The 20,702-nt window shown below is 74.2% G+C and carries 9 protein-coding genes; 8 read left to right on the forward strand and 1 reads right to left on the reverse strand.

From position 1 onward, the window contains the following. Window positions 1-9 precede the first annotated feature (9 nt). From AB9M23_RS01995 to AB9M23_RS02025, 7 genes are all read left to right on the forward strand, one after another. Window positions 10-3,990 carry a non-ribosomal peptide synthetase gene (locus tag AB9M23_RS01995; RefSeq protein WP_372422067.1) on the forward strand — a complete coding sequence of 1,327 codons (3,981 nt, stop codon included), beginning with the start codon at window positions 10-12 and terminating at the stop codon, window positions 3,988-3,990. Further along, window positions 3,987-4,844, forward strand: a complete 858-nt coding sequence (locus AB9M23_RS02000) for a homoserine O-acetyltransferase/O-succinyltransferase family protein (RefSeq protein WP_372422069.1) — start codon at window positions 3,987-3,989, stop codon at window positions 4,842-4,844. The genes AB9M23_RS01995 and AB9M23_RS02000 overlap by 4 nt, the downstream gene beginning before the upstream one ends. Then, window positions 4,841-11,149 (forward strand): AMP-binding protein, encoded by a 6,309-nt coding sequence (locus AB9M23_RS02005; protein ID WP_372422071.1) that lies wholly within the window; start codon window positions 4,841-4,843, stop codon window positions 11,147-11,149. Before AB9M23_RS02000 ends, AB9M23_RS02005 begins: the two co-directional genes overlap by 4 nt. Window positions 11,150-11,230: 81 nt before the next feature. Then, window positions 11,231-12,265, forward strand: coding sequence for a phenylalanine--tRNA ligase subunit alpha (gene pheS, locus AB9M23_RS02010; RefSeq protein ID WP_372422073.1), 1,035 nt, complete (start codon window positions 11,231-11,233; stop codon window positions 12,263-12,265). A gap of 31 nt (window positions 12,266-12,296) precedes the next feature. Next, window positions 12,297-14,675, forward strand: a complete 2,379-nt coding sequence (locus tag AB9M23_RS02015) for a phenylalanine--tRNA ligase subunit beta (protein ID WP_372422075.1) — start codon at window positions 12,297-12,299, stop codon at window positions 14,673-14,675. A gap of 31 nt (window positions 14,676-14,706) precedes the next feature. Continuing rightward, complete coding sequence (gene pepN, locus AB9M23_RS02020) at window positions 14,707-17,388, forward strand: aminopeptidase N (RefSeq protein ID WP_372422077.1); 2,682 nt, start codon at window positions 14,707-14,709, stop codon at window positions 17,386-17,388. A 92-nt stretch (window positions 17,389-17,480) separates the two neighbouring features. Then, a complete protein-coding gene (locus AB9M23_RS02025) occupies window positions 17,481-18,113 on the forward strand; it encodes a formyltransferase family protein (RefSeq protein ID WP_372422079.1) in 633 nt (210 codons plus the stop codon). A gap of 483 nt (window positions 18,114-18,596) precedes the next feature. Here AB9M23_RS02025 and AB9M23_RS02030 read toward each other — a convergent pair whose 3' ends face one another. Further along, the gene (locus AB9M23_RS02030) at window positions 18,597-19,370 is read right to left on the reverse strand and encodes an autoinducer binding domain-containing protein (RefSeq protein ID WP_372422081.1); all 774 of its coding nucleotides are present in this window, start codon (window positions 19,368-19,370) and stop codon (window positions 18,597-18,599) included. A 196-nt stretch (window positions 19,371-19,566) separates the two neighbouring features. Between AB9M23_RS02030 and AB9M23_RS02035 the strand changes: the two genes are divergently transcribed. Continuing rightward, window positions 19,567-20,598, forward strand: coding sequence for a LacI family DNA-binding transcriptional regulator (locus tag AB9M23_RS02035; RefSeq protein WP_372422083.1), 1,032 nt, complete (start codon window positions 19,567-19,569; stop codon window positions 20,596-20,598). Window positions 20,599-20,702: the final 104 nt, after the last annotated feature.

The following is a 20,702-nucleotide window of genomic DNA, read 5'->3' on the forward strand; positions in this document are numbered from 1 at the left end:
AGCACGGCCATGCCCGAGACCGCGACCCGCAAGCAGCCCTCCAACGTCGAGGCGGCCTATCCGCTGACGCCGCTGCAGCAGGGGCTCCTCTTCCACACGCTCAGCCATCCCGGCGAGCCGACCTATTTCGAGCAGATCCGCGCCACGATCCGCGGCCCCCTCGACGAGGCCGCCTTCGAGGCGGCCTGGAACCAGGTGATCGCGCGCCATCCGATCCTGCGCAGCGCCTTCGCCTGGAAGGGCACGCGCGTGCCGGTCCAGGTGGTCGGCGCCAAGGTGACGATCGCGCTCGACGCCGCCGACTGGCGCGGGCGCGACGACGTCGAGGCCGCCTGGGAGGACCTCCTGCGCGCCGACCGCGAGCAGGGCTTCGACATGGCCCGTGCGCCGCTGATGCGCCTCGTCCTGCGCCGGATCGGCGCGGAGGAGACGCTCTTCGTGTGGAGCCACCACCACATCCTGCTCGACGGCTGGAGCTTCGGCCTCGTGCTCGAGGAGGTGCTCTCCTGCTACGCGGCCCTCGCGCGCGGCGGCGCGCCGCTGGCGCTCGCGCCGGCGCGGCCCTTCGTCGACTTCATCTCCTGGCTCGACCGCCGCGACCACGAGGCGGACGACCGCTTCTGGCGCGACTATCTCGGCGGCGTCACGACGCCGACCAAGCTCGCCGTCGACCGCGGCCAGGGCGTGCACGAGGGCGGCTCCGGCACCGAGCGCATCCGCGACGTCGTCCTCGACGAGGCGACGAGCGCGGCCGTCCAGGCCGCCTGCGGCCGGCTCGGCGTCTCGCTCAGCGCCCTCGTCCACGGCGCCTGGGCGCGGCTGCTCGGCGCCTATTCCGGCGAGGGCGAGGTCATATTCGGCACCACGACCGCCGGTCGCCCGCCGGAGCTGCCCGGCGTCGAGACCATGGTCGGGCTCTTCATCAACGCCATGCCGCTGCGCGTGACGCTCGATCCTCAGGCGCGCGTCGGCGACTGGCTGTCGGGCATCCAGAAGAACCTGTTCCAGTGCCAGGAGCACCAGTATTGCGGGCTCGGGCGCATCCAGGAGATGTCGTCGTTCGAGCGGGGCAAGCCGCTGTTCGAGACGCTGCTGAGCTTCCAGAACTACCCCCTCGACGAGGCCCACACCGAGAGCTGGGAGGGCATCCGGCTCACCGACTACGGCTGGACCGGCCCGACCAACTACCCGCTCGCGATCCGCGCCTTCCCCGGCCGCGAGATCATGCTCGTGCTCACCCACTACCGTCACCGCCTCGACGACGCGATCGCCGACGCGATGCTGGAGCAGCTCGCGACGCTCGTGGTCGCGCTCGCGGAGGGTGCCGAGCGGCGCCTGCACGAGATCCCGGTCCTCTCCGAGGCCCAGCGCGAGACGATCCTGCGCGGCTGGAACGACACCGCCCGCGCCTACGACATCGAGCGCACGCTGCACGGCCTCGCCGAGCATCACGCGCGGGTCACCCCCGACGCGCCGGCCCTCGTCGCCGGCAACGGGCGCATGACCTACGCCGAGCTCGACGCCGCCGCGAACCGGCTCGCCCACGCCCTCGTCGCCAAGGGCGTCGCGCCCGGGGACCTCGTCGGGCTGTGCACCGAGAAGTCGACGGCCACCGTCGTCGCCATGCTGGCGGTGATGAAGGCCGGCGCGGCCTACGTGCCGCTCGACCCGAGCTACCCGGCCGAGCGCATCCGCACCATGACCGAGGACGCCCGCCTCGGGCTCGTGCTCGGCTGGGGCAAGGGCGTCGACGCCGTGGCCGGGCTCGACACCGTCGTGATCGACCTCGAGGCGGCCCGCGCCGAAATCGAGGCCTTCCCCGCCACCCCCGTCGACCGCGTCGTACCGCCCGAGGCGCTCGCCTACGTGATCTACACGTCGGGCTCGTCGGGCCGGCCCAAGGGCGTGATGCTCGACCACCGTGGCCGGGTGAACAACGTCGAAGACTATTGCGCGATGTTCGACATCGGGCCCGACGACAGGACGCTGTGCGTCTCGTCGCTGAGCTTCGACATCTCCGTCTGCGACCTGTTCTGGACGCTGCATTCCGGAGGCACGCTGGTCTTCCCCGCCGCGGGCCGCGAGAAGGACCCGGCGCATTGGCTAGACCTGATCGCGCAGGAGGGCGTGACGCTCTGGCATTCTGCGCCGGCCTTGATGGACGGCATGCTCGACGCCGCGCAGGACGAGCCGGAGGAGGGCGCCGCCGCGCGCCGCGCCTCGCTGCGGCTGACCGTGCTCGACGGCGACTGGATCCCGCTCACCCAGCCCGACCGCGTGCGCGCCGTCTTCGCCAACGCGGCGGTCGTCTCCGCCGGCGGGGCGACGGAGCTGTCGGTGGATTCGCTGACCTACCCGGTCGGCACGGTGCGCAAGGAGTGGCTGAGCATCCCCTACGGCCGGCCGATGGGCAACCAGACGGCCTACATCGTCGACGAGGCGATGCAGCCGGTCCCCGTGGGCGTGCCCGGCGAGCTGCTGCTCGGCGGCGTCGGCATGGCGGCGGGCTACCTCGACCGCCCGGCGCTCACCGCGGAGAAGTTCGTGCCCTCGCCCTGGCCGGGCGTTCCCGGCGAGCGGCTCTACCGCACCGGCGACCTCGCCCGCTTCGGCGCGGACGGCGTCATCGAGCTGCTCGGGCGCATCGACTTCCAGGTGAAGATCCGCGGCGTGCGCATCGAGCTCGGCGAGATCGAGGCGGTGATGCGCGAGCATCCCGCGATCGAGGCCTGCATCGTCTCCGCGCCCAAGGACCTCGCCGGCGTGCGCCGTCTGGCGGCCTACGTCGTCCCGGCGAGCGACGAGGCGAAGCGGCCGGAACTCGCGCAGATCCGCGCCTGGCTGCGCCGGCGGGTCCCCGAGCATCTCGTCCCCGAGGCGCTGGTGTGGCTCGACGCGCTGCCGCTGAGCGCCAACGGCAAGGTTTCGCGCGCCAACCTGCCGGCGCCCGACTTCGCCGTCGCCGCCGAGACCTTCGAGGCGCCGGCGAGCGACCTCGAGCGGCGTCTCGCCGACCACTGGGCGAAGGTGCTCGCCCTGGCGCCCGAGACGATCGACGTGCGCACGAGCTTCTTCGACATGGGCGGCAACTCGCTCAAGGCGCTGCGTGCCTGCCAGCTGCCGGGCACGCCGGTCCCGATCACGGCGCTCTACCAGTACCGCACGATCCGCGCCGTCGCGGAGCACCTCGAGGGCGGCGCGAAGGGCGGCATCCTCGCCGAGCTCGCCGCGGGACCCGGCGAGAGCGCGGACGACCCGGTGGCGATCTGCGTGCCCTACGGCGGCGGTCATGCCGGCGTCTACCAGGGCCTGGCCGAGGCGCTTTCGCCGGCGATGACGGTCTATTCCGTGCGCCTGCCCGGCCACGAGCACGACGCTTCCGACGAGGCGCTCGCCTCCGTCGCCGAGATCGGCGGGCGGGTGCTCGAGGCGGCGCGGATGCTCGGCGAGCGGCCGATCGTGGTCTACGGCCATTGCGGCGGCGTGGCGCTCGCCACCGAGATCACCCGGCGCCTCGAGGACGCGGGGATGAACGTCCGCGGCCTCGTCGTCGCGGCGGCCTACCCCAGCGGCGCGACCCAGGAACCCGACGGCGAGCTGTTCGCAGGCATCTCCGACCTCGACCTCGCCGGCGAGTTCGCCTCGCTCGGCGGCTTCGAGGACATCCGCCCCGACGAGGCGCGGGCGATCGGGCGGCTCCTGCGCCACGACGGCAACGCGGCGCGCCGCTACTTCCGCGACTGCGTCACCCGGGCCGCCCCGCGGCTCGCGACGCCGCTCACCTGCCTGATCGGCGAGGAGGATCCGCTCACCGAGAGCTGGGCGAGCGACTGGCGGGCCTGGGAACTCTTCGCCGAGCGCTGCGCGCTCGAGCGGCTGCCGGGCGACCACTACTTCGTGCGCGCCCATCCCGACCTCGTCGCGCGGCACGTCCGCGCGGCGCTCGCCGCGAACGACGTCCGCAACGCTTCCGAGAAGGTGCCGGCATGACCATCGCAGACCGCAACACCCCCGCCCGCCTCGCCATCATCAACCTGATGCCCCAGGCGGAGGTCTACTTCGACTACATGGACCAGGTCCTGCCGGAGGGCACGGTGATCGACTGGGTGCGGGTGCGCAACCACCCCTACCGCTCCAGCGACCCGGAGATCCTCGCACGCACCCACCGGTTCTGGGAGGACACCGACGTCGACGCCTGCGACGCGGTGCTCCTCACCGGGGCGGCGATGGACATCAACCCGGTCTTCCAGGAGGCCGGCTACTGGGACGAGATCGTCGAGACGCTTCGCGACGCCGCCGGCCGCGTCGGCTCGATCGCCGGCGTCTGCTGGGGTGCGCAGGTCGTCGGCAAGGTGTTCTTCGACATCGAGAAGCAGCACTTCGCGCAGAAGGTGTCGGGCGTCTTCGAGATGACGAACGTCGCCCCGCGCCACCCGCTGATGCGCGGGCTCGACGACCGCTTCTGGCTGCCGCAGAGCCGCTACGCGCAGCTCGAGCCGGTCGCCTTCGAGGCGGCGGTCACCGACGGCACGCTCGTGCCGCTCGACTGGTGCGCGGCGAGCGGCCACACCACCGTCGTCTCCGCCGACGGGCGCTTCCTGATGCTGCAGGGGCATCAGGACTACCCGACGGAGCGCCTCTCCGAGGAGTACCGGGCGGCGCTCGCCAAGGGGAAGGCGCCGAAGCTCCCCGAGAACTACGATGTCGACGCCCCCGTGAACCGCTGGCGCGCCAACAACCGCGCCTTCCTCGCCAACTGGCTGCGATCCGCCGTCGCGCTGAAGCGCGGTGCCGTGCCCGCCGCCGTGCCGCGCACGGATGCCGAGCTGGGAGTGCCCGCATGACCTCGCCCACGACGACGACCTCGCCCGCGAGCTGGTCCACCCTCTTCGCGACGGCCGGCGACGGCGCAGGCCTCGCGGCGGCGCTCCTCGCGCGCTTGGAGGCCCTCGACGCCGATGGCGGTGCCAACGGCGTGAGCCCGCGCGACCTCGCCGCCCGCGCCGCGGCGCGGGCGCGGACGCTCGCCGCCTTCCGCCCGGCGCCGGGAGAGCTCGTGGCGATCGCCGACGCCGAGCCGCTCCAGGCGCTCGTGAGCGCGCTCGCCGCCTGGTCCTGCGGCGCGGTGCCGGTGCTCGGCGCCGCGGGCGGGGAGGGCGCGACCGGGGGCGCGAGCCGGCTGGTGCTGCGCGGCGGCGCGGTGCACGCGTCCGAGACGCCGGCCGCGACGCTCGAGGCGGGGCTCGTCGTGCGCGAGGACCTCGTCGGCGCGGTCGCGCACCCGCTCGCGACGCTGGGCCGGCTGCCGCTGCCGGAGGCCGCCCCGGCCGCGGTCTCGATCCTGTGCGACTGGCGCGCCGACGCCTGGCTGCCGCTGGCGCTGCAGGCGCTCGCGGCCGGCGCCCTCGTCACGCTCGCCACCGAGACGTCCGCGCTCGCGCCGCGCGCCGACGCGCTCCTCGCCGCGCCCGCGCACCGGCTCGACGCCGCCGCGGCCCGCGGCTGGGGCGCGCTCGTGAGCTGGGGCGCCGCCGCGCCCGCCGGCGTGCCCGTCCCGCTCGCCCACGGCTTCGGCGACCATTTCGTCATCGCCCATTGCGACGGGAGCGGCGCGCGCGTGCGCCCGCTCGACCGCCATCGCGTCGTCAACGAGGCCGGTCGGCCGCTGCCGGAGAACGCCTGGGGCGTGCTCGCGCTCTCGGGCGTGCTGCCCGAGCGCGCGGAGACGCTCTGCGCGCTGACCTCCCCCGCCGATCGCAAGCTGCGCACCGACCTGCGCGCGCGCCAGCGCGCCGAGGGGCTCGTCGAGATCGATCTCGCGGCCGGCGCGCCGCGCCGCCTCCACGGACGCCCGCTCGCGCCCGCCCTCCTGGCGGCGGCGCTCGCCGATGCGGGGATCGCCGGCGGTGTCGCCCTCGTGCGCGACGCCGGCGGTGACGACGAGCGCATCGTCGTCTTCGCGCCGGGCGCCGACGTCGATCTCGCCGCGCTCGAGCGCGCGCTGCCGTCCTGGGCCGCGCCGCTCTCGTCCGCGGTCGTTCCGTCGCTGCCGCGCCTCGCGAGCGGCGAGGTCGACGCCGCCGCCCTTCTCGCGATCGCCCCGCCCGACACCCTGCTCCTCGCGCGCTGCGAGGCCGGGCTCGGCGGCGCGGACGCGCCGGTGCGGCTGCGCCCCGGCTTCGACGTCGAGACCGCGCCGGACCTGGAGCTGCCCGACGCCTTCGTCACGCCCGGCCCGACCTATCCGGCGCGCCGCCCCGCGCAGATCGACGGGCCGGCCTTCACCGTCTCCTCCGACGACCTGATCGACCGGCTGCTGGTCGCCGCCGAGGCGGACCGCGGCCTTCTCTTCGTCGACGGCGCAGGTGCCGAGACCGCGCTCTCCTACGCGGCGCTGCTCGAGGACGCCGCGCGCGTCGCCGCCTTCCTGCGGACCCAGGGGCTGGCGCAGGGCGACGAGCTGATCGTCCATTGCGAGCGCCCGGCCGACCTCTTCGCCGGCATCTGGGCCGCGATCCTGATCGGTGCGATCCCGCTGCCGCTCACCCCGGCGACCCCCTTCGACGCGCCGGCGAACCCGCTCTGGCACCTGCTGGGGCCCGGCACGATGCTCTCCCGGCGCACGGTGCTGGCGAGCCGCGCGCACGTCGCACGCATGCTCCCGGCGCTCGCGGCGCGCGGGCTCCCCGCCGAGGTCCTCTGCATCGACGACGCGCGCGCCTCCGAGCCGCTGCCGGCGAGCGCCTTCTCGCCGGCGCGCGAGGCGCTCATGCTGCTCACGTCCGGCTCGACGGGCGCGCCCAAGGGCGTCGTGCTCACGCACGAGAACCTGGTGAGCCTGTCGCGGGCGGTGGGCGAGGCCTTCGGCTTCGGGCCGGTGGAAACCTCGCTCAACTGGCTCGCGATCGACCACGTCGGCGGCCTCGTCCAGCACCACATGCGCGACCTGTGCCGCGCCAACACGCAGATCCACGTCGCCACCGACTTCATCCTGTCCGATCCCGTGCGCATGCTCGACCTCGTCGACCGGCACCGGGTGTCGCTGCTGTGGATGGCCAACTTCGGCTTCAACATGCTCGCCGAGCGCGCCGCCGAGATCGCGGCGGGCTCCTGGGACCTCGGCTGCGTGAAGCTGTGGGAGAACGGCGGCGAGGCGGTGGGCTTCGAGGGCAACCAGCGCTTCCTCGCGCTGCTGACGCCCCACGGCCTGCCGGGCGACGTGATCAAGCCCGTCTTCGGCATGACCGAGACCACCTCCGCCTGCATCGGCGCGCACCGGCTCATCGCCGGCGCGGCGAGCGGCGTGCACTGGCTCTGCGACGCCTCCCTCGACGCGCCCGCCCGGCGCGGCCTGCCCGGGGAGAGCAGCAGCTTCGCCGAGGTCGGCGTGCCCTTCGCAGGCACGAGCTGCCGCGTGGTGGACGCGCAGGGGCGGACCGTGCCGGAGGGCGTCGTCGGCCGGATCGAGGTGCGCGGCGCGCAGATCATGGCCGGCTACCACAACAACCCGAAGGCGAATGCCGACACCTTCACGGACGATGGCTGGCTGCGCATGGGCGATTGCGGCTTCGTCGCCGACGGCCAGCTCGTGGTCACCGGCCGCGAGAAGGAGATCGTCATCATCAACGGCCTCAACCACGCGGCGCGTGCGCTCGAGGCCACGATCGAGGCGGTGCCCGGCATCCGCCGGGGCGCCTGCTCGGCGATCGGCATCCGCCGCGCCGACGCCGCGGGCGACGATCTCGTGGTGTTCTACTCCCTCGACGACGGCGTCGAGGACGATCCCGCCGCCATCGACGCGGCGCTCGCCGCCGAGCACGGCCTGTCGCCGGCGGCCTGCGTGAGGCTCGCGCCGCAAGACTGGCCGCGCACCGCCATCGGCAAGATCCGCCGCAACCCGCTCTCCGAGCGCTTCCTCGCCGGCGACTTCGCCGACCGGATCACCCTGCGCAACGCCCGCGGCATCGGCGAGCGCCAGCAGGTGCCCGCCTCGACCTGGGTGCCCGGCTGGGTGCCCGCGTCGCTCGAGGTCCCCGCCGCCCGCGACGCCGCCGGCGTGCTCTGGCTCGACGCGCCCACGGCGCTGCCCGAGGCCCTCCCCGGCGGACTGCGCGCCCGCGCCGGCGCGCCCTTCGCCGGGTTCTCGGCGCAGGGCGAGGCGCGCTTCGACGCCGCCGACGCGGACGACGTCGCCCGCCTGCTGGCGGCGGCGGCCGCCCTCGCGCCGCTGCGCCGCGTGGTCTGCGCGGCCTTCGCCCACGCGCCCGCGCCGAACGACCCGGAGGCGGCGCTTTCCGTGCTCGAGACGGCTGGCACCCGCTGGCGCGCGCTGTGCCGGGCGGCGGAGAGCCTGCCGGACGCGCCGCTCGTCGTCCTCGCCACGGTCGGCGCGCTCCAGGTGGACGGCCACCTCGACGGCCACCTCGACGGCTCGGAGGCGGCGCTCGGCCACGCCGTGCTGCCCGGCCTCGCGGCGACGCTCGGCCAGGAGCATCCGCGGCTGCGCACGACCCTCGTCGACGGCGCCGGCCCGGGAGACCTCGTCGCCGAACCGGGCGATGCCCTGCGCGTCGCCCATCGCGGCGGACGGCGGCTCGTGCCGCGCCTGCGCCTCGTCGAGGCCACCGAGATCCCCGCCGCGCCCGCGCCGCTGCGGCGGGGTGGGCGCTACGTCGTCGTCGGCGGGCTCGGCGGCGTCGGCAGCCATCTTTGCCGGCATCTCCTGAGCGTGCTCGGGGCCGACGTGGTCGCCGTCGGCCGCTCGGCCGCCGAGGGCGGGCGCGGGCAGGTGCTCGGCTACCTGCGCGCGGTCGCCGAGACCGCGGGCGGGCGCATCGCCTACGCGCGCTGCGACGTGACGGACGCCGCGGCGCTCGCCGGCCTGCTGGCGGAAGCCTGCGCCGAGGGGCCGCTCGACGCGGTCTTCAACCTCGCGGGCGAGGGATCCGTCGCAGGCGGGATGGCCGGCGGCGACGCGGCGGAGGGCGCGCTCGCCCGAGCGGCGCTGCGCATCCGCGGCACCCACGCGCTCGAGGTCGCGACCGAGGGCCGGGACGTCCCGGTGATCGGCTTCGGCTCGGTCAACGGCTACTTCGGCGGCACGGGCTTCGCGGAGTATTCCGCGGCCTGCTCCTGGCAGGCGGCGGTCGCCGCGCGGGCCGCTCGCGCCGGCGGGGCGCGCCGGGCGTGCCTCGACTGGAGCCTGTGGAAGGGCACCGGCATGGCGGCGGGCGCCTCCTCCGACATCCGGGCGCTGGCGCGCCGGCGCGGCTTCGACAGCCTCGCGCCGGCCCAGGCGCTCGGCTCGCTGCACCTCGCGCTCGAGGCGGGCGCGCCCAACGTCCTCCTCGGCCTCCATGCCGCGGGGGAGGCGGTGATGCCGCTCGCCCCGCCCGAGCGGCTGCGGGCGCGCCTCGACGTCTCCGGCACGAGCGACCGCGCGGGCCTCGCCCGCCGGCTCGGCCTGAACGAGGCGCGCATCCACTGCCGGGCCGCCGGCGCGGCGGCGGACCCGCAGGTCTCGGCCGCCCAGGTCGAGGCGCTGCTCGCCGTCTTCCGCGAGATCCTGGTCCAGCCCGAGCTCGACGCCGACGACAACTTCTTCGCCAACGGCGGCGATTCGATCCGCGCGATCCAGGCGGTGGCCCGCGCCACCGCGATCGGGCTCGCGTTCAAGCCCCTCGACCTGTTCGAGCACAAGACCGTGCGCGCGCTCCTGTCGGACCTCGCGCGCACGAACCGTCTCGCCGCGCCCGCCGAGGAGACGCCGGCCTGGGACGGCGCACCGGTTCCGGTGCCGCCGATCTTCGCCTGGTGGCTCGCGGGCACGCGCAGCGAGGCCGATCGCGACGCCTTCAGCATGAGCATGCGCTACGGGCTCGCGGCCGGCATCGGGCCGGACGCGGTGCGCGATGCGCTCCTCGCGCTGGTGACGCGCCACGACGCCCTGCGCCTGCGCCTCCTCGGCGACGCCGAGACGGGCTGGCGGCTCTCTCGCGAGGAGGACGCGGCGGCGAGCCTGCTCTTCGAGATCGCGCCGGAGGGCGAGGGCGTCGTCGTCGAGGACTGGAACGCCGTCGAGCGGCGCCTGCACGGGCGCCTCGGCATCCGCTCCGGCCCTCTGGTCGCGGCCTCGTACCGGCCCGCGCCGAACGGGGAGGGTGCGGAGCTGCTCGTCGTGATCCACCACGGCGCGGTCGACGGCGTCTCCTGGCGCGTCGTCGAGGAGGAACTGCGCGCGCTGCTCGATCCCGCGGCCGCCGCGGCGCCCGCGCCCGTCGCCGGCATCGGCTACATCGACTACGCCGCGCGGCTCGCCCGCAGGGCCGCGACGATCGACGCCGGCGCGCTGGCCGACGCCTGGCTCGCCCGGCTCGACGGACCGGCGGGGCGCCTGCCCGGCCCGGCGGACGCGCGGGCGCTGCGCGACGCGGACACGACGATCCGCAGCATCCGGGTGCCGACCTCGTCGCTCGCGCGGCTGGGCGACGCGAGCCTGCACGAGGTCCTGCTCACGGCGGTGGCCTGGAGCCTCGGGGAGTGGATGGGCCTGCCCTGCGTCGTGCTCGACGGCGAGGGCCACGGCCGCCTCGATCGCGAGATGCCGGCGGACGTGTCGCAGACGGTGGGATGGTTCACCGCCATCACGCCGATGCGGCTCGACTTCGGCGCCTGCACGGGGCCGGCGGAGGGGCTGCGCGCCACGCGCGCGGCGCTGGAGGCGGCCCGCGGCCGCGATCTCGAATGGGGCCTCCTGCGGCACGCGGGCCTGTGCCCGCCGTCGCATCCGCTGGCGGCGCTGCCGGAGCGGCAGGTGAGCTTCAACTATCTCGGCTCCTTCGACACGGCGCAGGCGCAGGCGGCGGCCGTGCGCGCGGTGCCGGACTCGCTCGGGGCCGCGCAGGGCGACGACGCCCGGCGGCGCTGGCTCGTGGACATCGCGGCGCAGGCGATCGGGGCCGAGCTCGAGGTCTCGGTGAAGTACTCGCCCGCCTGCCACGCCGACGACGAGATCGCCGCCTGGCTCGAGGCCTGCGAACGGCTGCTGCGGGACCTGCTCGACCAGCCCGCCGGGCTGGGGGTGGGCCAGGACCTCGGGCTGTTGGACGACGACATGCTGGCGGCCTTGGACGAGGTGACCTTCGGTTGAGTCTGACGGGGCCTTCCGACATAATGACAACAACGACTCGGACCGGCGCCCCGCCCGGCGCAACCCGACAGGAGACGAACGTTGAGCACGACCATCGACCATCTGCGCGGCCAGCTCGCCGACGATCTGCGGACCGCCGGCGAGCTGGGGGACGTCGAGGCGCTGCGGGTCAAGTACCTCGGCCAGCAGGGCCTCATCACCGGCGTCGTCCGCGGCACCGACTTCTCGACCCTCGACGCGGACGCGCGGCGCGAGGTCGGAAAGCGCATCAGCGGCCTCAAGACCTGGGCCGAGGCGGAGATCGGCGCGGCACTCGCCGAGGCGGAAGCCCGCGCCGCGCGGGCGCGCCGGCGCGGCATGGTCGACCTCACCCTGCCCGGCACCGGCGCGCGGCCGGGCAGCCTCCACCCGGTGACGCAGACGCAGATGTTCCTGGAGGACGTCTTCCAGAGCATGGGCTTTCGCGTCGAGACGGGCTTCGAGGTCGAGGAGGAACTCTACAACTTCGACGCCCTCAACATCCCCGGCGACCATCCCGCGCGGGACATGCACGACACGTTCTGGCTGGAGGACGGCCGGCTCCTGCGCACCCACACCTCGGCGACGCAGGTGCGCGCCATGAGGATGCACGGCGCCCCGCTGCGGGCGGTCTTCCCCGGCCGCTGCTTCCGCTGCGAGGCGACGGACGCCTCCCACGAGACGACGTTCCACCAGTTCGAGGGCCTGATGATCGACGAGGACGTCACGGTCTCGACCGTGCTCGCGGTGATGAAGGCGCTGCTCGAGAAGGTGTTCGGCCGCGAGGTCACGGTGCGCCTGCGGCCGGGCTACTTCCCCTTCGTCGAGCCGGGCTTCGAGCTCGACCTCCAGTGCCTGATCTGCGGCGGCGCCGGCTGCAAGGTCTGCAAGCGCACCGGCTGGGTCGAGCTGATGCCCTGCGGGATGGTGCACCCCAACGTGCTGCGCGCGGGCGGGCTCGATCCCGAGCGCTATCGCGGCTTCGCCTTCGGGCTCGGCCTCACGCGGCTCGCGATGATGAACTTCTCGATCCCCGACATCCGGCTCCTGGGCACGGGCGACCTGCGCCTGATGGACCAGTTCCCCGCCGTGCTGTGACCCGCGGATCGAGATCGGAAAGACCACGACGATGTACATCTCGCTGAACTGGCTGAGCGACTGGATCGACCTCGACGGCCTCTCCCCGGAGCAGATCGCCGAGCGGCTCACCGTGAGCTGCGCGGAGGTGGAGGGCCTCGTCCACGAGACGCGGCCCACCGACCGGGCGGTCGCCGCCCGCGTGCTCTCGGTCGAGCCTGGAGCGGACGGCGGGAGCCGCCTGTCGCTCGACCTCGGCGGCGGCGCGCGGGCGCAGGCGACCTCGCGCGGGCGCGGCGTCGCGGTCGGCGACGTCGTGGTGCTGGCGCGGGAGGGCTTCTCGCGGCCGGACGGGGCGGCGCGCGCGCCGGACGCCCTCGTCTCCTTCGCCGATCTCGGGCTCGGCGAGGACGACGCGCCGATCCTCTGCCCGCGCGACGCGGCGCCGGGGACGCCCCTTTCCGAGTGGATCCCGGCGCGGGACACGCTCGTCGAGATCGACAACAAGAGCATCACCCACCGCCCGGACCTGTGGGGCCACCACGGCTTCGCCCGCGAGCTCGGCGCGATCCTGCGCCGCCCGCTCGCACCGCTCGACCTCGCGGACCTCGCGCGCCTGGGCGACCTGCCGGAGGTGCCGCTGGCCAACGAGGGCGGCGCCGACTGCGAGGTCCTCACCGCGCTCGCGCTCGACGTGGAGGAGCAGCCGCGGACGCCGCTCCTCGTGCAGGCGCGCCTCGCGCGGCTCGGCGTGCGGCCGATGGGGCTCCTCGTCGACGCCGGCAACTACGTCATGCTCGAGATGGGCCAGCCGACCCACGCCTACGACCGCGACCGCGTGGGAAGCCTCGCCGTGCGCCCGGCCGGGGCGCTCGCGACCTTCGTCACCCTCGACGGCCGCGAGCGCACCCTCGCCCCCGAGGACCTGATGGTGTTCGACGGCGCGGTGCCGGTGGGCATCGCCGGGATCATGGGCGGCAGGGACAGCGCCATCGGCGCGGGGACGCGGCGGGTCGTCGTCGAGGCCGCGCAGTTCCGCGCCGCCCGCGTGCGCCGCACCGCCGCGCGGCTCGGGCTGCGGACCGAGGCGAGCCAGCGCTTCGAGAAGAGCCTGCCGCCGGCCTTCGCGACGGTCGCGCAGGCGCGCATCCTGCGCGTGCTCGAGGCCTGGGGCGCCGCCCCGCGCGCGGCGAGCCGGCTCGGCGTGCGCGGCGAGCCTGGGCTCGGCATCCGGCGCATCGCGATGCCCGCCGCGGAGATCGCCCGTACCGCCGGCGCGGACATCCCCGACTCCGAGATCGACCGCATCCTCGGCGCGCTCGGCTTCGAGGTCGCGCGCGAGGGGGAGGTGCTCGAAGTCGGCGTCCCGCCGCACCGCAGCCGCCAGGACATCGGCCTGCCGATCGACGTGGTGGAGGAGGTGCTGCGGGTCCACGGCTACGCCAACGTCGCGCCGCAGCTGCCGCGCGCGCGCATCGCCCCGGTCGACCCGAACCCGGACCAGGTGCGCCAGCGCAGGATCAGGCGCCTGCTCTCCTTCGGCCAGGGCTGGGCGGAGGTGCAGACCTACCTCTGGACGGACGATGCCTGGCTGCGGGAGATCGGCTACGATCCGCAGGGGGTGCTGCGGCTGCGCAACCCCATCGCACCGGACAAGGGCCGCCTGCGCACCACGCTGGTGCCCAACCTGTTGAAGGTCGCCGGCGACAATGCCGGGCATCACGCCGACGTCGCCGTCTACGAGATCGGCCGCGTCGTGCTCGCGGGCGCGCCGCCCCATGCCGAGGTCGAGCGGATCGCCGGCGTGAGCCTGCGCGCCGGGCGCGACGACGGGCTCGAGGCGCATTATCGCGAGGTGAAGGGCGCCGTCGAGCGGATCGTCGCCGCGACCGGCCGGGGCGCGCTGCGCACGATCCCGATCGAGGAGCCCGACCCCGGGCTGCCCTGGCAGCTGCCGGACCTCGCGGCGGAGCTCGCCGACGACACCGGCCCGATCGGCACGATCGGCGTGCTGCACGGCCCGATCCGCGACCGCGTCGCGCCCGGCCGCCAGATCGTCTGGTTCGAGCTCGCGCTCGACCGCCTGACGCGCGAGAGCTACCCGACCGGGCGTTTCGAGGCCTTCTCCGAGTATCCGGGCTCCACGCAGGACTTCTCCGTCCTGTGGCGGCCCGAGCGGGGCTGGGGCGCGCTCGAGCAGGTGCTCGACGGCTTCGCCCATCCCCTCGTCGCCCGACGCGAGCTGGTCCAGACCTATCGCGGGAAAGGCCTCGAGAAGGGCCTCGAGAAGGGCCTCGCGCCCGGCACGCAGAGCTACACCATCCGCTACACGCTGGCGGATCGCGACCGCACGCTGGACGGCGAGGACCTGGAGCGCTTCCGCGGCGCCTTCCTCGCCTTCCTGGAGACCCGAGACGTCGCGCTGCGCTGACGGCGCGCGCGAGAACGAGGACGAGACCGCCATGAAGGACAGCGTCCCCCAGGCCGTCAGGCTGTCGGAATACACCTGCCCGCCGTTCCTGGTCGATCATGTCGCCCTGCGCTTCGAGCTCGACGCGACGCGCACCCGCGTGCGCGCCGACCTCACGCTGCGCCGCAATCCCGAGAGCCGCGAGGACGGGCCGCTCGTGCTGGACGGGGAGGGGCTCGCGCTCGTCTCGCTCTCCCTCGACGGCAGCGTGCTCGCGCCCGACGCCTACACGGTGCAGCCCGGCGCGCTCGTCCTCCACGCGCCGCCGGCGCGGCGCTTCACGCTGGGCATCGAGACGCGGCTCGACCCGAGCGCGAACCAGGCGCTGATGGGGCTCTACCTCTCGGACGGCGTGTTCTGCACGCAGTGCGAGGCGGAGGGATTCCGGCGCATCACCTACTTTCCCGATCGTCCCGACGTGCTCGCGACCTACACGACGACCATCGTCGCCGACGCGGCGACCGCGCCGGTGCTCCTGTCGAATGGGGACCGGGTCTCGTGCGAGACGCTGCCGGACGGACGTCGGCGCGCCGTGTGGCACGACCCGCACCCCAAGCCCTGCTACCTCTTCGCCCTCGTCGCCGGTCCGCTCGCGAGCCGGCAGAAGAGCGTGACGACGCGTTCCGGGCGCACGGTGATGCTCGGCGCATACGCGCTGCCCGAGCGGATCGACCGCTGCGCCTACGCGCTCGACGCGCTCGAGCGCGCGCTGCGCTGGGACGAGGCCGTCTACGGGCGCGAGTGCGATCTCGACGTGTTCAACATCGTGGCGCTCTCGGACTTCAACATGGGCGCGATGGAAAACAAGGGGCTCAACGTCTTCAACGAGAGCTTCATTCTCGCCGACCCGGAGACCGCGACCGACGAGGACTACGCGAACATCGAGTCCGTCGTCGCGCACGAGTACTTCCACAACTGGACCGGCAACCGCATCACCTGCCGGGACTGGTTCCAGCTCTGCCTCAAGGAAGGGCTCACCGTCTTCCGCGACCAGGAGTTCACCGCGCAGAGCCGCTCGGGCGCCGTCAAGCGCATCGGCGACGTCAAGCGGCTGCGCGAGCTGCAGTTCAGCGAGGACGCGAGCGCGCTCTCGCACCCGGTGCGGCCGGAGGCCTACCACGAGATCAGCAACTTCTACACGGCCACCGTCTACTTCAAGGGCGCGGAGGTCGTCCGCATGCTGCGCGCGCTGGTCGGCGCCGCGGCCTTCGCGCGCGGCATGGACCTCTACTTCGCGCGCTGCGACGGGCGCGCGGTGACGGTGGAGGACTTCCTCGGCTGCTTCCTCGATCCGGAGAGCCCGCGCTTCGCGCAGTTCATGCTCTGGTACCGCCGCCGGGGCACGCCGGAGATCGAGGCGTCGGGCACATACGACCGCGAGGCGCGCAGCTACGTCCTCACCCTGCGCCAGCGCATGGGCGACGGCGCGGCGGCGTCGGGCGAGACGGACGCCATGATCGTGCCGGTGGCGACGGCGCTCATCGGGGGGGCGGGGGAGATGGCGGTCGGCCTCGACGGCGCGCCCTTCGACGGGCTCCTGGTGCTCGACCGTGCCGAGGCGAGCTTCCGCTTCACGGACGTGCCGGAGGCGCCGATCGTCTCGCTCAACCGGGACTTCTCCGCGCCGGTGAAGGTGGCGGTCGCCCGCACCGACGCGGAGCTGGCGGCGCTCGCCGCGCGCGAGACCGACGGCTTCGCCCGCTGGGACGCGCTCCACGCGCTGAAGACGGCGGCGCTCGTCGCCGGCGCGCGGGGCGGGGAGGGCGCCGCGCCCGGGATCGCCGGGACGCCGCTGAACGGCCTCGCCTTCGCGCTCGAGGCGCTCCTCGCCGACGAGGCGGTCGACCCGGCCTTCACCGCGCTCGCCCTCGAGATCCCCGGCGAGGCCGAGATCGCGCAGGCGATCGGCGGGGACGTCGATCCGGACCGCATCCTCGCCTCCCGCCGGGCGCTGCGCCGCGGTCTCGCCGCGCGGCTCGGCGCGCCGCTGCTGGCGGCGCGCGAGCGCTGGGCGTCCGACGAGCCGTACGCACCCGACCCGGCGCAGACGGGGCGGCGCAGCCTGCGCAACGCGCTCCTCGACCTCGCCTGCGCGGGCGAGGGCGGCCCCGAGCCCGCGCGGGCCCGCGAACTCGCCTGGGAGCACCTCGTGCGCGCCGACAACATGACGGACCGCGCGGCCGCCCTGCGCATGCTCGTGCTCGAGTGCCCGGAGCGGCGCGCCGAGGCGCTCGCGCGCTTCGAGACGCTGCACGGCGACGACCCGCTCGTCATGGACAAGTGGCTCGCGGTGCAGGCGACGATCCCCGAGGCGGAGACGGTCGCGTGGATCCGCGCCGCCTTCGCCTCCGCGCGCCTCGCCTCCCGCTCGCCGAACCGCGTGCACGCGCTCGTCGGCACGTTCACGGTCCAGAACCCGAGCCAGTTCCACCGGCTCGACGGGGCCGGCCACGCGCTCGTCGCCGAACTCGTGGCCGAGCTCGACGGGCGCAACCCCATGCTCGCCTCGCGGCTCCTCGCGGGCTTCGCGAGCTGGGGCCGGCTCGAGCCCGGCCGGCGCGCCCGCGCCCGCGCGGCGCTCTGCGCGCTCTCCCAGCGGGCCGACCTCTCCGCGCAGACCGCGGAGACGCTCGGCCATCTGCTGCCCGAATCCGTGCGCGACCGGGATCCCTGACCTCGATCACGCCTGCCACGCCCGAAGAACCGTCTGCGGACCACCGCAGCGCCTCCTCCCCAGACGAAGCCAATCCGACCGGAGATCCTCCCATGAAAGTCGTCCTCGCAGGACAGAAGTGGTTCGGGACCGAGGTGTTTCGCGCCTTGAACCCCATCGTCGACATCGTCCTGGTGAGCGCGCCGCTCGGCGACCGCCTCATGCACGAGGCCGATCTCGCCGGCGTCGAGACCCTCGCCGCGGGCTCGCTCACCTCGCAGACCATGCCCGACGACGTCGACCTGATCGTCGCCGCGCATTCGCACGACTTCATCAGCGAGCGCACGCGCCTGCGCGCCCGCTACGGCGCCATCGGCTACCACCCCTCGCTCCTGCCGATCCACCGCGGGCGCGACGCCGTCGAATGGACGATCCGCATGCGCGACCGCGTCGCCGGCGGCAGCGTCTACCGGCTCAACAACCGTGTCGACGGCGGGCCGATCCTGGCGCAGGAGCACGTGCTCGTGCAGCCCGGGGACACCGCCTTCGAGCTCTGGAAGCGCGATCTCGGGCCGATGGGCGTGCGCCTGCTCGCCGACGTGACGAAGCGCATCCTCGAGCACGGCTACATCGGCGGCGTCGACCAGGACGAGGCGCTCGCCACCTGGGAGCCCTCGATCGGCCGCGCCCCGCTGCACCGCCCCGACCTGTTCCTGCTGGAGGACCGCCGCTTCGCGGTGGCGTGAGCGCAGGGCACGGGGCGTCGCCGTTCTCCCCTCTCCGTCGCCGCTGGTCGATGCACACATGGGCGGCACGTTATGGTGAACGACTGCCCCCGCGACGCTCGGTGCAGGCTTCGTCCTTCCCTGTAGGGGAAGGTGGCTCGGCGGCGAAGCCGACGAGACGGATGGGGCGCGCGGAACGCGCGTTCGGCGCAGCCGAAGAGCGACGGCGGCAGCGGACACGGTGCTCTTCCGCTTCGCGGAACGCGTCGCTCGCGCGCCGCGCCCCATCCGTCACGCAGCCTTCGGCTGCGCGCCACCTTCCCCTACAGGGAAGGACGGGGTCACAGCCGTCCTTCGGTCGGCTCCCTGGAACGGGCCGTCCAGAGCCGAGACAGGAGCAGGAGATGGGTGGATCGACGATCAGTCTCGTCGATGGGAGGACTTCGGCGGCTGCGCATCCACGACGCGTGAGTCGCCAGGCGCCGGCCGCCGCGGCGCGGGCGCTCAGATCAACCCTTCGCGCACGGCCTGCGCCGCCGCCTGGACCTTCGTCGCCGCGTTCATCTTCTGGCACGCGTTGCGCAGATAGAAGTTGACCGTCTTCTCGCTGAGCCCGAGCAGCACGCTCGTCTCCCAGCTCGTCTTGCCCCGCGACGCCCAGTCGAGCACCTCGCGCTCGCGCCGGCTCAGCTTCATCGGCGCCTGCGCCACCTCGTCGGCGTCGCCGCTCGTCATCGCGGTGTGGAAGGCCAGCGCGAAGTGGATGAAGTCCGGCACGATGCCCGGGAGGCGTGCCCGCCAGGTGGCGGGGTCGCAGTTCGACTGGAGGGAGACGAAGGCGAGCCGGTGGCGGCCGTCGCGCAGGGGGAAGGTGACGCCGCGCATCTCGATGCCGTGTGCCCGCGCATCCTCGAGGAAGTCCTCGCCGCCCTCGGCCGCCGCGGGAAGGTGATCCCAGTCGATGGGCAAGGTCGCGTCGTGCGCCGCCCTGAGCACCGGATCGACGCTCTCGTAACGGGAGGCGAAGTAGTGGGCCGTCCACTTCTCGCCATAGGTCGTCACAATCTTGGACTTCGTTGCGCCGCACCCCGGCGGGGGCGTCGCGAAGTAGGTGAGGTTGAACGGTCCGAGCGGCCCGACGAGGCCGGACAGGAACGCGGCCTTGTCGGTCGTCGTCCGGAACACGTCCATATTGCTCATGAGGCTGTTGTAGAAGCCGATCTGCCCGGCGCGAGCCACCCGTTCCCTCTCCGCCAGGGGGGAGAATTGCTTGAACATGCGAGGCTCCACGGTTCGGGGGCGTGCGAGTGCGCTGCGGCGCAACCTATTCTCCGCCACCTCGGGGTTGCAAGGTGGGGGTTTTCCGCATGTGCGAAAGGACGTTTCCGACGGGCGTCGCGCGCGCCGATTGACGTACCGCAGAGCGCGGACGATCATCCGCCCCCCTCCGGGGCAGGGGCTCGGGAAGATCGACGTGCAGCGTCCGACCGTCAACGACATCGCCAAGGAGGCCGGGGTGAGCCTCGCGACGGTCGATCGCGTGCTCAACGCGCGTCCCGGCGTGCGGGCGCGCACGGTGATGCGGGTGAACGAGGCGATCGAGCGGCTCGGCTGGGTGCGCGACGTGGCGGCCGCGAACCTCGCGCGCCGGCGCAGCTACCGGGTGGCCTTCGTGCTGCCCGACAGCCGCACGTCCTTCATGCGGGCATTGCGCGGAGCGATCGAGTCGGCGGCGGGGCTGGCGGCCTTCGACCGCACGGCGGCGCGGATCGTGACCGCCGCCGCCTTCGACCCGACCGCGACGGTGCGGGCGCTCGCCGGGCTCGACGGCGTCGACGGGGTGGCGCTGATGGCGCCGGAGACGCCCCAGGTACGCGACGCCATCGGCAGGCTCGCGCTCGCGGGGACCCCCGTCGTCGCGCTCGTGTCGGACCAGCCGAACTCGGCGCGCAACCGCTTCGTGGGCATCAACAACCTCGCGGCGGGGCGCACGGCGGCGCAACTCGTCGGGCGCTTCGCGCGCCGGCCCGACCCCACCGTGCTGGTCGTCGCCGGCTCGATGATGGCGCGCGACCAGATGGAGCGTCGGCTCGGATTCGACGAGACGATGCTGCGCTGCTTTCCCGGCGCGACGGTGCTGCCCTCCATCGAGGGACGCGACGATTCCGACGTCGTCGCGCCGCGCCTCGCCGAGGCGCTCGCCGCGCATCCGGAGGTGGACGCGCTCTACGCGCTCGGGGCGGGCCATCGCGGGCTCGTGCATGCGCTCGGGTCGCTCGGGCTCGCCGGGCGGATCACCGTGGTCGCCCACGAGCTGACGCCGGCGACGCGCGCCGCGCTCGAGGACGGCACGATCGACGCCGTCATCACGCAGGACGTCGGGCACATCGCCCGCTCGACGCTGCGCGTCCTGCGCGCCGCCATCGACGGCACGCCGCTCGACCCCGGACAGGAGCAGATCCGCATCGAGATCCTCCTGCGCGAGAACCTGCCGCCGGCCGGATGAGCCGGTCGCGCCGTTCCGTCAAATCTCTGCAGGGAAAGGAGATTCGCCGCCCTCGCACGGAGGCCCTCGCCAAGAGGAAGGTGTTGCGATGCGAAATGAGGAGC

Source organism: Salinarimonas chemoclinalis (assembly GCF_041514305.1).
Lineage (GTDB): Bacteria > Pseudomonadota > Alphaproteobacteria > Rhizobiales > Beijerinckiaceae > Salinarimonas > Salinarimonas chemoclinalis.

Bases quoted from the DNA above. Each gene is read 5' to 3' on its own strand.
- AB9M23_RS01995 (WP_372422067.1), top strand. From the start codon at position 10: ATGCCCGAGACCGCGACCCGCAAGCAGCCCTCCAACGTCGAGGCGGCC.
- AB9M23_RS02000 (WP_372422069.1), top strand. From the start codon at position 3,987: ATGACCATCGCAGACCGCAACACCCCCGCCCGCCTCGCCATCATCAAC.
- AB9M23_RS02030 (WP_372422081.1), bottom strand. From the start codon at position 19,370: ATGTTCAAGCAATTCTCCCCCCTGGCGGAGAGGGAACGGGTGGCTCGC.
- AB9M23_RS02015 (WP_372422075.1), top strand. From the start codon at position 12,297: ATGTACATCTCGCTGAACTGGCTGAGCGACTGGATCGACCTCGACGGC.
- AB9M23_RS02005 (WP_372422071.1), top strand. From the start codon at position 4,841: ATGACCTCGCCCACGACGACGACCTCGCCCGCGAGCTGGTCCACCCTC.
- AB9M23_RS02025 (WP_372422079.1), top strand. From the start codon at position 17,481: ATGAAAGTCGTCCTCGCAGGACAGAAGTGGTTCGGGACCGAGGTGTTT.
- pepN (WP_372422077.1), top strand. From the start codon at position 14,707: ATGAAGGACAGCGTCCCCCAGGCCGTCAGGCTGTCGGAATACACCTGC.